Raw genomic sequence first — 13,968 nt, 5'->3', positions numbered from 1 at the left:
CGTTTTCACACAGCCTGGACCCAAAGCGGTCGCCCGCGGTGAACGCCGCGGGCGTCCCAAAGTGCGCCTCTTGGAGACGTTCCCAGCAGCCCGCGAAGTCCGGACGATCTCACCTCTGCGCTAGGTCTTTAAGGCAAGCCAATCGGATTGCCAAATTTGCGGCCGTGGCGTTGACCTCGTGTTGGAAGTGACTAACTGAAACCTCCTCCGTCCGCGCCCAAAGCAACAAAACAAAACAAAGACCCGCCGAAAGATCGACGGATTTGTCAACGGACTGGGGCAGAGCCCTTCTCTTTCATGTTTTGTCGTATCAGGCAGCGTCTGCAGTGTCGGCCGACAGCTCTTCGACAAAGTTGATCAGGTCCTTGATGGTGATCAACGGCATCCCGTGCGTCTCGGCGAAGACAATAAGCTCCGGAAGCCTTGCCATCGTTCCATCGTCATTGGCGACTTCGCAGATCACCCCCGAGGCGGCCTTGCCGGCAAGACGCGCAAGCTCAATTGCAGCCTCCGTGTGCCCTGGACGGCCGAGCACACCGTTTGGATGGGCCCTGAGGGGAAAAATGTGGCCCGGTCGGGCGAATTCCGCCGGTTGGGCGGCGGGATCCATTAGCGCCTTGACCGTCGCTGCGCGGTCGGCGGCGGAAATGCCAGTGGTCGTTCCGGGCAGGTAGTCGACGGAAACGGTGAAGGCTGTCTTGTGCAGCTCGGTGTTCTGCGGAACCATCAGCGGGATCTCGAGCGCGTCGAGTCGCCTGCCCTCCATTGCCACGCAGATGAGTCCGCGGGCATGTTTCATCATGAACGCGATCGTCTGTGGCGTCACGGCCTCAGAGGCGACGATAATATCGCCCTCGTTCTCACGATCCTCGTCGTCCACGGCAACTATCATGCCGCCGCGCGCCAGGACCGCTATTGCGTCTTCAATTTTTGAGATTGCCATTTCATGCCTTTCAAGGGTTGCCGCTATCGGCGTTTCAATCCCTTGGGCGAACAGGCCTACAGCCGCCATGTCAGGGGCGGTTTTGCAGACATGTTCTCTTCCATCCGGACTATACCGTCGGCCCCGGCATCGCACCGGGTCTGCTGACCTTCCACCTTGGAGTGGAAGCGCTCGCGGGCTCCAGGAAATTCCTGATACCGCCGGTGGGGAATCTCACCCCGCCCTGAGAACGTTATTCAGATAATCAGGGGCCCACTCCAATTTCAAGAAGGAATCCGTCATGAATCTGTCCGAATGCGCAAAGGCATTCTAAAAGTTGCTTGAACGCCATTGCATTGCTCGGCTGGTAATTGTGAACCCTGCGTGCTCCACCGGTCCGAAGCTTTTGCCGCCCTGCCGCAGTCATCGTTGACGCTGCTGGCATTGTCACATTGCCGACGAGACACAGCCTGTCCTTCCTCCGCTTGAATGCCTGCCGTAATAAAGCTCGCGCGATCACTTGCGGAGTGCGTGACGCGCCAACTCCCGGTTCCGCCTGTGATCGCAACTATTCTATCGAGCGAGACCGTGGGCGAAGCTGTTAAAGCCTCGCTCCGGCCATGTTGTGCCGCCCAGTGGCTTACACAATCGACTGACCGGTGGCGGCCCAGTCCTTTGTGAACTGCTCAAGCCCCTTGTCTGTCAGCACATGGTTGGCAAGACCCTTGATGACATTCGCAGGTATCGTCGCGACATCTGCACCCGCCAAGGCGGCGTCCTTGACGTGGTTGGCCGATCGGATCGACGCAGCGAGTATCTGGGTCTCAAAATCGTAGTTGTCGTAAATCTGACGGATGTCGCGGATCAGTTCGATGCCGTCGATGTTGATGTCATCAAGGCGACCAATGAACGGGGAGATGTAAGTAGCTCCGGCCTTGGCGGCCAGAAGCGCCCGGTTTGCCGAGAAGCAGAGGGTTACGTTCGTGCGGACGCCGCTCTGGGAGAAGTGCCTGCACGCCTTTAGACCATCGAGGGTCAGCGGAAGCTTGATCACGACGTTTGTGGCGATTTTGGCAAGCACCTCGCCTTCCCTGATCATGCCTTCAAACTGCGTCGAAGCGACCTCCGCCGAAACGGGTCCGGCGACGATCGAGCAAATTTCGGCAATGACCTCTTTGAAGTCCCGGCCAGACTTGGCGATCAGAGATGGATTGGTCGTCACGCCATCCAGGAGACCTTAGTCGTTCAGCTCCTTGATCTCGGCAACGACGGCGGTGTCTACGAAAAACTGCATTAGATATTCTCCTTGCTGGCCATAACGGCCTTTGCCCTCGCCACGATGGCATCTTTGGTAATTCCGAACTCGGCGTAGAGCCTTTCCGCGGGAGCAGAGGCTCCAAATCCAGACATGCCGATGACGTCATCTTCGGAGGCGACGTAGCGCGTCCATCCGAACTTCCCTGCCGCCTCGACGCCCAGGCGCGGCGCGCTACCGAGAACCTCAGCCTGGTATGCTCGCGGCATCTGGTCGAAGAGTTGCCAGGATGGCATCGACACGACAGCGACCGAATAGCCTTGGCGATGCAGCTCCTCGGAAGCCTCAACCGCAAGCGCGACCTCAGTGCCGGTGGCGATGATTGTGACGTCGCGACCTTTCCCAAAGTGCCGAATGACGTAAGCACCCCTTGCGCTGAGGTTTTCGTTCGCGGCATCAAGTCTGAGCTGCGGCACGTCCTGACGCGAGAGGGCGAGCAACGTAGGGACGTGGCGATTGCGGACCGCAATCTCCCAGGCCTCCAGCGTTTCCACCGTATCGGCCGGGCGCATAACATTGAGGCCGGGGATAGCTCGCAAGGATGCCAGGTGTTCGACCGGCTGGTGAGTTGGACCATCTTCCCCAAGACCTATGGAATCGTGGGTCATGACGTAGATGACGCCGAGCTTCATCAGCGCAGAGAGACGGATCGCATTGCGGGCGTAATCGGAGAACATCAAAAATGTGCCGCCGTACGGAATAAGTCCGCCATGAACGCAAAGGCCGTTCATTGCCGCGGCCATCGCGAACTCGCGGACACCGTAGCCAATGTACCGACCAGCCGCCTCGCGAGTGTATTGTGTATCAACTGCCTTCACGCGGGTGAGGTTCGAACCGGTCAAGTCGGCCGAGCCGCCGATCATTTCAGGGACGCTTCCGGCTAGCGCCTCCAACGCCATTTGGCTGGCCTTGCGAGTGGCAGCCTTCTTGGGTTCGGCGAAGAGATCGGCTCGCGCCTTTTCAATCGCGCTGTCGAAGTCCTGCGGCAGCCTTCCTTCCACTCTCCGGGTGAACTCCGATTTGAGGTCGTGCGGTTTTGAGTGAAGCAGCTCTTCCCATGCCTGGCGTTCTTCGCGTCCGCGTTGGCCGACAGCTCTCCACTGGTTAGCGAGGCTCTCCGGAATTTCGAACGGGGACTCGCGCCAACCAATCACTTCCTTCGTCGTCGCAGCTTCGGCGCTTCCGAGTGGGGAACCGTGGACAGCGTAAGTTCCTGCCTTGTTGGGAGATCCGAACCCGATCACAGTCTTTGCCGCAATCAGAGACGGCTTACTCGTCTCCGCCTTCGCCTTCTGCAGCGCGGCATCAAGAGCGTGTGAGTCATGTCCATCACAGGACTGTACATGCCAACCACATGCCGCGAACCGGGCAGGAATATCTTCGGAGAAGCTAATCGAGGTAGGTCCATCAATCGTGATCTGGTTATCGTCGTAGATGACAATCAGCTTACCGAGACCGAGATGCCCAGCGAGCGAAATCGCCTCCTGACCAATCCCCTCTTGAAGGCAGCCGTCGCCTACGAAGACATAGGTGCGGTGGTTAACCAGATCGTTGCCAAACTCAGCCGCCAAGCGCTTCTCGGCAAGCGCCATGCCGACAGCCGTCGCGATCCCTTGTCCCAGTGGCCCGGTTGTCGTTTCGACGCCCTTGGCATGACCATATTCTGGATGCCCCGCCGTGATTGATCCCCATTGACGGAAGTTGCGAATTTCCTCGATGGTCATGTCCTCATAGCCGGTGAGATGCAGCAGGCTGTAGAGCAACATCGATGCGTGGCCATTGGACAGGACGAAACGGTCTCTGTTCGGCCAATCCGGAGCGCTGGCGTCAAATCTCAGATGTTTCCTGAACAGTACCGTTGCGGCATCGGCCATTCCCATGGGAGCACCTGGGTGACCTGACTTTGCCGCTTCGACAGCATCGATAGCCAAAGCGCGTATGCAGTTGGCGAGCGCGAAATTCTCGGGATCGATTTTCGCCTTCTCGGCGACCAATGAGACAGACATACGTTCTCCGTTTGCAAACCAGACGGCTGCATCGATTTGCGGCTAGGAAGGATTTTTGCCCGGTTTGACGGGCATCCGGTTGAATCGTTAAGCGTTCAGCGCTTCCGCAATTGCGGAGAAATCAGAGGCTTTGAGCGAAGCCCCGCCGACGAGTGCGCCATCAACGTACTCAATCGCAAAGATTGACTGGGCATTTGATGGCTTTACCGAACCGCCGTACAGCACCGAAACGGAGCCACCATCGTCCCCAAACCGCTTCTTAAGCGCGGCATGGATCGAAAGATGGACTTCAGCAATCTGGGCTACAGTAGGCACGCGTCCCGTCCCAATTGCCCACACCGGCTCATAGGCAACGACGGTGTTGGCCGATGTCGCCGTGTCCGGGACCGAACCGGCCAGCTGCCGCTCGATGACGGCAAGCGTTTGGTTCGCATCCCTTTCGTCTGGAGTTTCGCCAACGCAAATGATCGCCACCAAGCCGCTTTGGATTGCCGTCGCGGCTTTTGCGGATACCAGTGCGTCGGTCTCTCCGTGTTCGGTCCTGCGTTCCGAGTGCCCCAGGATTACGAATTTCGCACCAGCATCCAGAAGCATATCTGCTGAGACCTCTCCGGTGAAAGCTCCGGATTTTTGTGCGTGGCAATCTTGCCCGCCAATCAGGAGCTTCGACCCCTTGGATGCGGCGCATGCTCGCTCTATGAGCGTGAATGGGGGGATGACGACCAGGTCGCAATCGAGTCGGTCCGCCGTGGTCGTCATCGCCATGACCTCTTCTAGGGAGGAAGAGAGGCCATTCATTTTCCAGTTTCCTGCGACTAGCTTCCTACGCATAACGATCACCAGCAGCAGAACCCGCCGTCGACGAGAAGGTCGACACCGGTCACGAAACTTGCAGCATCCGACAGGAGGAAGACGGCCGGGCCGACCATTTCATCGACCGTCGCCATGCGCTGCATCGGCGTCTGCTCCTCGAACAGCTTGGTCTGGTGCACCATCTCGGGTCGAGTGTTCATCGGCGTGGCCGTATAGCCGGGACTGATCGTGTTGACACGGATGCCGCGCCCGACCCATTCCATCGCCATCGACTTCGTCATGTGGATCACGCCGGCCTTTGAGGCATTGTAATGGCATTGGCTGAGGCCGCGGTTGACAATCACGCCCGACATCGAGGCGATGTTGACGATCGAGCCGCGACCGTTCTTCAGCATGGCGCGTGCCTCGGCTTGGCAGGAGAGGAAAACGCCCTTCAGATTGATGTCCATCATCGTCTGGAATTGGCTTTCCTCCATCTCCTCCGCCGGGTTCGCATTGGCAATACCGGCCGCATTGACGGCGAGGGTCAGCGAGCCAAGTTCCGCCCCAGTGCGGGCGACTGCTTCGTTGAGCGCCGCGCTGCTGGTCACGTCCGCGGCGATCTGGATGCTGCGGCGCCCTACCTTCGCGATAAAGTCTGCGGTGGTTGCGAGGCCATCGTCGGTACGGCGGTCGAGCAGCGCAACGTCCGCGCCGCATTGCGCCAGGCCCATGGCGATGCGTTGGCCGATGCCGCTGCCGGCACCGGTCACCATGGCGACATTTCCGGAAAGATCGAACAATTTCGGCGCGTTGAGAGTGATTTCAGACATAAACATTCTTCCCTGTTCAGATCGTCGCCAGCTCCATGACCGAGACGTCGTTTGCGTCCTCGCGGTTCAGGATACCCGACTGCTTACCCTTGGCCATGACCATGATGCGGCTGGACACACCGAGTACCTCCTCGAGATCCGAACTGACCACGATCACCGCGACACCCTGCCGGGCGAGGTCCATTATGAGATCATAGATCGATGAGCGGGCACCCACATCGATGCCGCGTGTCGGTTCGTCCAGCACCACGACCTGCGGCTTGCGGGCCAGCCACTTGGCAAGCACCACCTTCTGCTGGTTGCCGCCGGAAAGCTCGCTCGCATTCTGGCCGCCGCGGCCCTTGACGCCGAATTTCCTGATATAGTCCTCGGCGAACTGTTGGATGCGGCGCGAGGAGAGCCAGCCGCTAGCGGCGATCTCGCCGAGATTGGCGTAGCCGATATTCTCCGCAATCGAATGATCGAGCACGACTCCCTGAAGCTTGCGGTCCTCCGGCACGAGAACGATGCCGTTGCGGATCGCCTCGATGGGGGAGCGAGGCGTAATGGCCTTGCCGCGCAGGAGCACTTCGCCGCCGGAAATGGGGTCGGCGCCGGTGATGGCGCGCACCAATTCGGTGCGACCGGCGCCCATGAGGCCGGCGATGCCGAAGACTTCGCCCTTGCGTACGAAAAAGTTGATGTCGCGGAAAGCGTTGGAGGGTGAGGAAAGGCTCCGCACCTCCAGCGTCACCTCATCGGTGGGTGTCGGAAGTGCGGGGAACATGCGCTCCAGGGAGCGGCCGACCATCGCCTCGACGATGGTCCGGATCGGCACGTCGCCGCTGTCGAACTCCTGCACCTTGGCGCCGTCACGCATGACGACGATGCGGTCGGCGATCTGGCGGATTTCCTCGAGGCGGTGTGAAATGTAGATGATGCCGACCCCTTCCGTCCTCAGCCGTTCGATCTGCTGGAAGAGAAGCTGAGTCTCCTCGCCACCCAGCGCGGCGGTCGGTTCGTCGAGGATGAGGAGGCGAGCATTGAGCGTCAGCGCCTTGGCGATTTCGATGAGCTGCTGCTTGCCGGTCGAAAGCCCTTCGACTAGGCGATCGGGCGAGATGTCGAGACCGAGCCGATGAAGACCGCGGCGTGCCCGATCTTCCATCGCCTTGCGGTCGATCCGGCCCGCCTTCATAGGGTAGCGGCCGACGAACACGTTCTCCGCAATTGAGAGCTTCGGAAGCAGCTTCAGTTCCTGATGGATCATGCCCACCCCCTCATCCATCGCGGCGCGGGGATCGGTGGGAGTGTAACTTTTGCCGAGCCAGGTCATGTCTCCGGCCGAGGGCTGGACGGTGCCGGAAATGATGTTCGACAGGGTCGATTTTCCGGCACCGTTTTCACCGAGCAGCGCCACGACTTCTCCCGGATAGATGTCGAGATCGACACCGTGGAGAACCTTGATCGGGCCGTAGGACTTCTGGATTCCACGGAGCGACAGGATGGGAGAGCGGGTCGTCATGGCGCTGCTGCCTTTCGGGTCTGAATCCGGGTTACGGGTGGCTCTTGACGAATTCCGGCGCGTTCTCGCAGGTTGTCAGAACGGCGTTCGGCGTCTGGCGCTCCTCGACCTTCTGGCCGGCGGCGACGGCAAGCGCGGATTCGACGGCGAGGACACCCATCTTCTGCGTGCTCTGGGTCGCGGTGGCGATGAACGGACCCTTGCACTTGGCGAGATATTCGAGGGCCGAGACGTCGCCGTCATAGCCGCCGATGATCACCTTGTCCGAGAGGTTGGCGACATCGACCGCCTTCGCAGCGCCCATGGCGAGGCCGTCGGCCTGGCCGAAGATGATGGTGATGTCCGGATTGGCCTGCAACATGTTCTGCGCGATCGAGAAGCCCTCGTCCGCCGACCACATGTTGCTCCACTGCTGGGCTACAAGCTCGACGCCTTTGTTCTCGTCGATTGCACGCTTGCAGCCGGTGAAGCGGTCGACTTCCGGCGTGGTACCCTTCTGGCCGTGGATGATCGCCATCTTGCCCGAGCCACCGGCCTTCTCGATGATGTGCTTGCAGACGGCGTAAGCGGATTCGACGCTCTCGCCAGCGATGAAGGTATCACCCGGCGCGCCTTCCGGAACGCGGTCGACGTTGATCACCGGAATGCCAGCCTCGCGGGCAAGGCGGGTCGGCACAGCAGCGGCGGCGGCCCCGGCCGGGATATAGATGAACGCATCGATGTCCTGGGTCATCAGGTCCTGCACCTGACTGACCTGGGTGTTCGTGTCGTTCTTCGCGTCGACGACGACCACGTCAATGCCCTTCTCCTTGGCGTGTTTTTCGACGCCGAGCTTGATCTGGTTGAAGAAGTCAGCCTGGAGGTTCGGAACGGCAAGGCCGATCTTTTTTACCTCCGCAGCGACCGCGGGAGACGTAAGCACCGCAGCCGCGGCTGCTGCCATCAGGAGTTTGGACAACTTCATAGTTTTCTCCTCCGAGTTGTTTGGTGGCTTCCTGTCCTGGCAGAAGGGACCACCTACCCTTTTTGTCGGCCCGCACCATTGCTGACCGTTTTCGATGCCCAGCCGCGTCCGCGCAGGCGGGGCGAATAATCGTTACTTGCGTTTGCGGTAAGTCTCGGCGGTCACGGCGAGCACGATGACGCCGCCGATAATGACCTGCTGCATAAACGGGGAGACGCTGAGCAGGTTGAGGCCATTGCGCAGCACGCCGATGATCAGCACGCCGATGATGGTACCGCCGATGCCGCCAGTGCCGCCGGAGAGAGAGGTGCCACCGATGACAACCGCCGCGATGGCGTCGAGTTCATAGGACACGCCCGAGGACGGCTGCACGGAGTCGAGGCGCGCCGCGAGCACCATGCCAGAAAGACCGGCGAGCAAGCTCGACACGACATAGACGAGCACGGTTGCACGGTTCACGTTGATGCCTGCGAGTCGAGCAACTTCTGCATTGCCGCCGATCGCATAGAGCGAGCGCCCGCCATGACGGTAGCGGAGATAGAGCAATCCGACGATAAAGATCACCAGCATCACGGCGACAGTCAGAGTCAGGAAGCCTCCAAAACGAACGATCGCCATTGTATTAAACCAGGCGGGAAAGCCGATGAGCTGCTGTCCGTCGGTGATCATGTTTGCAAGGCCGCGCGCAATCGACATCATGGCGAGCGTCGCGATAAAGGCGGGCACGTTGAAGCGCGTTATGAGCAGCCCCGCGACAAGGCCATTAAGCGAGGCGACCAGCAGTGCGAGTGGGATGGCCAACCACATCGGCACGCCGGCCATAATGTTCAGATAACCGAGGACCATCATCGCCAACGCCATGACGGAGCCGACCGCAAGATCGATCCCGCCGATCAGGATGACCAGCGTCATGCCTACGGCCATGACGCCAAGCACGGTGATCTGATCGAGCACATTGAGGAAATTCCGGACCGACAGGAACTTGTCACTTGCGAAGGTCAGGAAGACGCACAGGACGATGAGACCAATTAAGGGCCCGGTTGCACCCCGCAACGAGGGCAGCATTCTTCGGCCGACCACATCGTGTGTTTTCGCTAGCGCCGCCATTAATCCTCCTTCTCCAGCTATCTGCAGGCTCCCACCGTAGCCGGAATAAATATTCAGTGTTGTCTGCAAATTCATACATTAGCGTTGATCGACGTGTCAATCGATATTCGCTCGGCTGGGGGAAACGGCTGCAGGCATTGGTTTAGCGCTTGACAACGCCGCTCAATCTGCAAACATATTTGATAACGCATAAATATTCATTGTGAGGTAACATGCAGCCGAACGATCTCGACCGCATCGCTCGACAGATACGCCTTCGCGATCTGCAAGCGGTTTTCGAAGCCGGCGCCGGCCATATCGGCGGGGAAATGTCCGCCATCGACATTCTGACGGCGCTCTATTTTCGCGTGCTGCGCATCTGGCCTGACCAGCCGAAGCATCCGGAGCGTGACCGTTTCGTGCTGTCCAAGGGCCATGTGGCGCTGGCGCTCTATGTGACGCTCGCCAAGCGTGGCTTCATACCGGAAGAAGAAATCGGCACATTCCTGAAGCCACATTCGCGTCTCAACGGGCATCCGAACTGCAACAAGGTGCCGGGCGTCGAGACCAACACAGGGCCGCTCGGGCACGGCCTGCCGGTTGCAGTCGGCATGGCGAAGGCCGCCAAGCTGACCGGCGCGAATTATCGCACCTACGTCATGACCGGCGACGGCGAGATGCAGGAGGGATCGAACTGGGAGGCGATCGCATCGGCCGCGCAGTTCGGCCTCGACAACCTGACCCTGATCATCGACCACAACCGCTTCCAGCAGGGCGCGGCGCTGAAGGACACCAACAACCTTGCTCCCTTCCCCGCCAAGCTCGAAGCCTTCGGCTGGGACGTCACCGAGATCAACGGCAACGCCATGGACGAGATCGTGCCCGCGTTGGAGCACCGCGGCGGACGCCCGCACTGCATCGTCGCCCATACCAACAAGGGCCACGGTATTTCCTTCATGCAGGACAAGGTCGACTGGCACCACAAGGTGCCCAATGCCGAACAATACGAAATAGCCGTGGTTGAGCTTTCGGAGGCCCTGTAATGAAGGACGTGATAAACTCTCCCAAGCTGCACGATTGCCGAGACGCTTTCGTTGCCGTGCTGGAGCGCCTCGGCGCGGACAACCCCAAGGTCGTGGCCGTGTGCAACGACTCCGTCGGCTCGTCCAAGCTCGGCGGCTTCAAGTCCAAATGGCCAGAGCGGCTGGTCAACGTCGGCATCGCCGAACAGAACATGGTGGGCGTCGGCGCGGGCCTTGCCAATGGCGGGCTGCTGCCCTTCGTCTGCGGCGCCGCCTGCTTCCTGACCGGCCGGTCCCTGGAGCAGATCAAGGCCGACATCGCCTATTCAAATGCAAACGTGAAGCTCATCGGCATTTCCTCCGGCATGGCCTATGGCGAACTCGGTCCGACGCACCATTCCATCGAGGATTTCGCCTGGACCCGCGTGCTGCCGAATCTGCCGGTAATTGCGCCCTGTGATTCGATCGAAACGGCCGCGGCGGTGGAATGGGCGGCGCACTACGAGGGTCCGGTCTTCCTGCGCCTGTCGCGCGTCGGCGTCCCGGATCTCCTTCCGCCGGACCACAAATTCGAGGTAGGCAAGGCCAACCTGCTACGCGACGGCGACGAAATCACCCTTGTCGCCAACGGCACACTGACCCACCGCATGCTCAAGGCGGCCGATATCTTGGCTGAACAGGGAATCGGGGCTCGCGTCCTCAACATGGCGACAGTCCGGCCGATTGATGTCGATGCCGTGGTGGCTGCCGCGCGTGAGACCGGCGCGATCCTGACGGCGGAAGAACATTCCACCTTTGGCGGCCTCGGTTCGGCAATTGCAGAATTCGTGGTGGCCGAAGCCCCTGTGCCGATGAAGATCCTCGGGGTACCGGGCATCTTTGCCCCCACCGGCTCGGCCGAGTTCCTGCTCGACGAATTCGGCATGTCGCCTGCCGCCATCGCCGAGGCGGCCGTCGCATTGATTGCGCGCAAGTCTTCCCGCACATGATTGTGCGGGTTTAGATTTCGTGCCGGGCGCGGCCAACCTCCCTGTCGCCGCGCCCCAATTTCTGCTTGCCGGAGCCACCATGACAACCGCCATTCTCGCCATCGACCAGGGCACCACGAATTCCAAGGCCGTGCTCGTTTCCACCAGCGGGGAAATCCTGTCACGCGGCTCCTCTCCGGTTGGCATCGAACATCCCCAGCCCGGTTGGGTCGAACAGAGTCCGCTGCGAATTTGGGAATCGGTGCAGGAAGCGATCGCCGCCTGCCTGCAAGCCGGCCCTGTTGTGGACGTCCTCGGCATTGCAATCTCCAATCAGCGCGAGTCCGTCACGGTGTGGGATGCCGCCACGGGAGAACCGCTCGGCCCGGTGGTGAGCTGGCAGTGCCGCCGCAGCGCGTCGACCTGCGCCGAACTGATCGCGGCGGGTCATGGCGCGCGCGTTCAGGCGCTTACGGGACTTCCCATCGATCCGATGTTCCCAGGCCCGAAGATGAAGTGGTTGCTCGACCGCGTGCCCGCCGGTCACAGGGTCCGGCTCGGAACGATCGACGCTTGGCTGATCCATTGCTTCACGGACGGCGCGGTCCATGCATGCGATGCCGCCAACGCCGCCCGCAGCCAGCTCTACGACCTCAACGGACAGGCCTGGAGCGACGAACTGTGCGGCCTTTTCGGTGTGCCGAAATCCGCCCTGCCGGAGGTACGCGACAGCGCCGCCCGTTTCGGATCGACGAGGAATGTGCCGGGCCTCCGGGACGGTATTCCGATCGCCTCAGCCATCGGCGACAGCCATGCCGCCCTCTTCGGCCACGGCGCGTTCAATCCCGGCGACGGCAAGGTGACCTTTGGCACCGGCTCGTCGATCATGACGACCCTGCCCCGCTTCATCGCCCCAGAGCAGGGTATTACCACGACGATCGCTTGGTCGATCGCCGGAAAACCAACCTATGCCTTCGAGGGCAACATCCTCGTCTCGGCCGCCGCCCTGCCCTGGATGGCCGAGATGTTGGGCCTTCCGGATATACAAGCCCTCACCGATCTCGCCGCAACCGCTGAGCCCGGCGGGCCGGGCTTCGTGCCGGCCTTCGTCGGCCTCGGTGCGCCCTACTGGCATGCTGATGCACGAGCACTGTTTTCCGGCATCACCTTCAACACTACCCGCGCCCAGATGGCCCGAGCGGTAACGGATTCCATGGCCTTCCAGGTCCATGACGTCTTCAAGGCGATGTCTGATCAATCGCCGACGCCGCTCGGCCGCCTCTATGTCGATGGCGGGCCAAGTCAGAACACTTTCCTCATGCAATGCGTGGCCGACACGCTGAACCACGTCATCATCCAATGCGACGCGCCCGAGGCCTCCGCCCTTGGTGCAGCGTATCTCGCTGGCCTTTCGCTGGGTATCTGGTCCGGTCTTGCCGCGATCGCGGCCGTGCCCCGCGCCGGCAATCCCATCGTGCCGCGTGCTTGCGATGCTACAGAACGCCTTCTGGTTTGGCAGGACGCGATCTACCGCTCGACCGTTCCCGGTCCTTCATCTATGAGTGAATAAAAATTCACCGATGGAGGCCCCATGGGACGGCTCAACGAGTTGCGACTGATCGCCCGCGTTGCCCAGATGTACCATATCGAAGGCAAGCTGCAGGCGGAGATCGGCGAGGTCTTGCACATGTCACAGGCGACCGTTTCGCGCATGCTGAAGCGGGCGGAGCAGGAAGATATCGTGCGCACGACAGTCATCCCGCCGCCGGGGACATTTACCGAGCTAGAATCGGCACTGCGCGAGCGCTATGCCCTAACGGAGGCCATTGTCATCGACTGTTCCGAGGACCGCGATGGGGCAATCATGGCCCGCATCGGCGAAGCCGCAGCCCACTTCCTCGAAGTCACCCTGCAGCAGGACGAAATTGTCGGCGTCTCGAGCTGGAGCCAGACCATTCTGCGCATGGTGGATAATATCCACCCGCTCAAGAACGCCAAGGCCAAGTACATCGTCCAGATCCTCGGCGGCATGGGCGACGCCTCGGTGCAGACCCATGCCACACAGCTCATGGCGCGACTGGGACGGCTCACCGGTGGTGAGCCGCGGCTCCTCCTCGTTCAGGGTATCACCTCCTCGCGCGAGGCAAAGCTCGTCATGCTGGCCGACCCTGTCGTGCGCGAGACGATGGACCTCTTCGGCCGTCTCAGCCTTGCCATCGTTGGCATCGGCGCGGTCGAGCCGTCGGAACTCCTCGCCCGCTCCGGCAACGTCTTCTCCCGCCAGGAAATGGCGATGCTGCACGAGGCCGGCGCGGTCGGCGAGATTTCCTACCGGTTCTATGACAAGGACGGGAAACCGGTCGAAACGCCGCTCAACGAGCGCGTCATCGGCATTTCGCTGGAGGACCTGCGCAAGACTGACCGGGTTATCGCACTGGCGGGCGGAGAATCGAAAACCCAGGCCATCGCCGGCGCTCTGAAGCTGGGCATCATCGATGTGCTTGTCACCGACAAGTTCACTGCAGCTCGGCTTACGGCCTGATTTCAGCCTAGCCT

11 protein-coding genes, 1 pseudogene and 1 riboswitch are annotated in these 13,968 nt (G+C 60.9%); of the genes and pseudogenes, 4 read left to right on the top strand and 8 right to left on the bottom strand.

Annotated elements, in window-relative coordinates:
• Positions 1–310: 310 nt before the first annotated feature.
• From ribB to AYK65_RS24910, 8 genes and pseudogenes are all read right to left on the bottom strand, one after another.
• On the bottom strand, positions 311–943 hold the full coding sequence (gene ribB / locus AYK65_RS24945) for a 3,4-dihydroxy-2-butanone-4-phosphate synthase (protein WP_081161682.1): 633 nt from the start codon (positions 941–943) through the stop codon (positions 311–313).
• Positions 944–1,031: 88 nt separating this feature from the next.
• Positions 1,032–1,178: riboswitch (FMN riboswitch) on the bottom strand.
• A 384-nt stretch (positions 1,179–1,562) separates the two neighbouring features.
• A pseudogene (gene fsa / locus AYK65_RS24940) lies at positions 1,563–2,216 on the bottom strand (fructose-6-phosphate aldolase).
• Positions 2,216–4,243, bottom strand: a complete 2,028-nt coding sequence (gene tkt / locus AYK65_RS24935) for a transketolase (RefSeq protein ID WP_081161651.1) — start codon at positions 4,241–4,243, stop codon at positions 2,216–2,218. The pseudogene fsa and the gene tkt overlap by 1 nt, the downstream one beginning before the upstream one ends.
• 87 nt (positions 4,244–4,330) lie before the next feature.
• A complete protein-coding gene (tpiA, locus tag AYK65_RS24930; protein ID WP_244560110.1) occupies positions 4,331–5,041 on the bottom strand; it encodes a triose-phosphate isomerase in 711 nt (236 codons plus the stop codon).
• Between the two features lie 38 nt (positions 5,042–5,079).
• Positions 5,080–5,868, bottom strand: a complete 789-nt coding sequence (locus tag AYK65_RS24925; protein WP_081161648.1) for an SDR family oxidoreductase — start codon at positions 5,866–5,868, stop codon at positions 5,080–5,082.
• A gap of 16 nt (positions 5,869–5,884) precedes the next feature.
• A complete protein-coding gene (locus AYK65_RS24920) occupies positions 5,885–7,372 on the bottom strand; it encodes a sugar ABC transporter ATP-binding protein (RefSeq protein ID WP_081161645.1) in 1,488 nt (495 codons plus the stop codon).
• 31 nt (positions 7,373–7,403) lie between these two features.
• Positions 7,404–8,336: a substrate-binding domain-containing protein gene (locus AYK65_RS24915; RefSeq protein WP_081161643.1), complete on the bottom strand. Its 933-nt coding sequence runs from the start codon at positions 8,334–8,336 to the stop codon at positions 7,404–7,406.
• A 132-nt stretch (positions 8,337–8,468) separates the two neighbouring features.
• Positions 8,469–9,443 carry an ABC transporter permease gene (locus AYK65_RS24910; RefSeq protein WP_081161640.1) on the bottom strand — a complete coding sequence of 325 codons (975 nt, stop codon included), beginning with the start codon at positions 9,441–9,443 and terminating at the stop codon, positions 8,469–8,471.
• A 212-nt stretch (positions 9,444–9,655) separates the two neighbouring features.
• Between AYK65_RS24910 and AYK65_RS24905 the strand changes: the two genes are divergently transcribed.
• The 4 genes from AYK65_RS24905 to AYK65_RS24890 all read left to right on the top strand — a co-directional run bounded on the left by AYK65_RS24905 (position 9,656) and on the right by AYK65_RS24890 (position 13,954).
• The gene (locus AYK65_RS24905; RefSeq protein WP_081161638.1) at positions 9,656–10,465 is read left to right on the top strand and encodes a transketolase; all 810 of its coding nucleotides are present in this window, start codon (positions 9,656–9,658) and stop codon (positions 10,463–10,465) included.
• Positions 10,465–11,433 (top strand): transketolase family protein, encoded by a 969-nt coding sequence (locus AYK65_RS24900; protein ID WP_081161635.1) that lies wholly within the window; start codon positions 10,465–10,467, stop codon positions 11,431–11,433. Before AYK65_RS24905 ends, AYK65_RS24900 begins: the two co-directional genes overlap by 1 nt.
• Before the next feature lie 79 nt (positions 11,434–11,512).
• Positions 11,513–12,982 (top strand): FGGY family carbohydrate kinase, encoded by a 1,470-nt coding sequence (locus AYK65_RS24895; RefSeq protein WP_081161633.1) that lies wholly within the window; start codon positions 11,513–11,515, stop codon positions 12,980–12,982.
• Between the two features lie 21 nt (positions 12,983–13,003).
• A complete protein-coding gene (locus AYK65_RS24890; protein WP_081161630.1) occupies positions 13,004–13,954 on the top strand; it encodes a sugar-binding transcriptional regulator in 951 nt (316 codons plus the stop codon).
• Positions 13,955–13,968: the final 14 nt, after the last annotated feature.

It is taken from the genome of Ensifer aridi (genome assembly GCF_002078505.1).
Lineage (GTDB): Bacteria > Pseudomonadota > Alphaproteobacteria > Rhizobiales > Rhizobiaceae > Sinorhizobium > Sinorhizobium aridi.
This window is presented reverse-complemented; position numbering and strand designations above follow the sequence as displayed.